Annotated in this window: 1 protein-coding gene; it reads right to left on the bottom strand. The window is 65.5% G+C overall.

The features are described 5' to 3' along the window. Positions 1-7: 7 nt before the first annotated feature. Complete coding sequence (locus EOC06_RS36870) at positions 8-1,519, bottom strand: ABC transporter ATP-binding protein (protein WP_128310091.1); 1,512 nt, start codon at positions 1,517-1,519, stop codon at positions 8-10. Between the last annotated feature and the right edge of the window lie 160 nt (positions 1,520-1,679).

Raw genomic sequence — 1,679 nt, 5'->3', positions numbered from 1 at the left:
GGTCCATCTAGGCTCTCCCCTCCGCCCCGGTCATCATCAAGCCGAGCCGCGCTATCGTTGCATCGGCGCTGTCGAGCGTGCCGACGATGCGGCCCTCATACATCACCGCGATGCGGTCGCAGAGCACCAGCAGCTCTTCGAGATCCTCGCCAATGACGATGATGCCGCAGCCCTTGGCCCGCATGTCGAGGAATTTTTCGTGGATGAAGCGCGCAGCACCGATATCGAGGCCTCGCGTTGGTTGCGAGACAACAAGCACCTTCGGATCGAAGGCAAGCTCGCGCGCCAACAACGCCTTCTGCAGATTGCCGCCGGACAATGCGCCGGCTCGGGTCATCGGCCCGGGGCACCTGATATCATAGGCCTTGATCTGCGCCTCGGCAAAGGCGCGGATCGCATGCGGCTTGAGCAGGCCCTTGCTGCTGAACGCCGCCGTGCCGATGCGCGGCAGCACCATCGAGTCGGCCAGCGGCAGATTGGTCACCAGCCCTGTGGTCATGCGGTCTTCCGGGATACGTCCGAGCCCGAGCGCCTGCACCTCGCGCGGCGAAAACCGCGAGACCTTTTGGCCGGCAATCGTCATCCGGCCGGCATCGGGCGCCCGCACGCCGGAGATCACCTCCGCCAGCGCCCGCTGGCCATTGCCCGACACTCCGGCAATGCCGAGGATTTCGCCGGCACGAACGGCAAGCGATATGTCGCGCAGCGGCGTGCCGGAATGATGCGAGGTGGAAATGCCGTCGAGTGTCAGCACATCAGCACCTGGCGTCGATGGCCCCCGCGCCGGCGGCACGATCTCATGGCCGCACATCAGTGTTGCCATCTCCGAGGATGTCGTGTTGGCGGGGTCATCGACGCGGCCGGCAACGCGGCCATGCCGCAGCACCGTGCAGCGATGCGTCAGCGCCCGCACCTCGTTGAGCTTGTGCGAGATGAAGATGATGCCGAGACCTTGCGCCGCCATAGAACGCAACGCCGAAAACAGCCCGTCGACCTCGCTTGGCGCCAGCACCGCCGTCGGCTCGTCGAGGATCAGCAGCCTGGCGCCACGAAACAGAGCCTTGACGATTTCGAGCCGCTGCTGCTCGCCGACCGACAGCGCCGAGACCGGCAGGTCCGGGTCAAGCATCAGCCCATGCTGGCGGCCGATCTCGGCCAGCCGCGCCAGCCCGCCGGCGCGGTCGATCCGTCCTGTCTTGCCGGGAATGCCGATCAAAAGATTTTCCAGCACAGTCAGCCGCGGCGCGAGGTGAAAATGCTGGTGCACCATGCCGATGCCGGCGGCCAGCGCATCGGCGGAACTGGTGATCCGCACCGGCTTGCCCTGGATGAGGATTTCCCCAGCATCGGGCGCATAGGCGCCGAACAGCACATTCATCAGCGTCGTCTTGCCGGCGCCGTTCTCGCCCAGCAACCCCAGGATCTCGCCGGGTGCCACGCTGAGATCGACGGCCTCGTTCGCCTTGACGGCGCCGAAGCTCTTGGTGATGCCGCGCATTTCGATGAGGGGGGCGGGCAAGGGCAAGGATGCTCCTGATCGGAGTTGGCTTTGCGGTTCAGCTTTGATTGAGAGGGATGCGCTGCACCCCCCTCTGGCCTGCCGGCGATCTCCCCCTCAAGGGGGGAGATCGGATGTCATTTCGGCTTTCGCCAATTTTCTACGCCGAAGCAGGAGGGCC

This window comes from Mesorhizobium sp. M7A.F.Ca.MR.362.00.0.0, assembly GCF_004023175.1.
In the GTDB taxonomy this organism is placed as follows: domain Bacteria; phylum Pseudomonadota; class Alphaproteobacteria; order Rhizobiales; family Rhizobiaceae; genus Mesorhizobium.
This window is presented reverse-complemented; position numbering and strand designations above follow the sequence as displayed.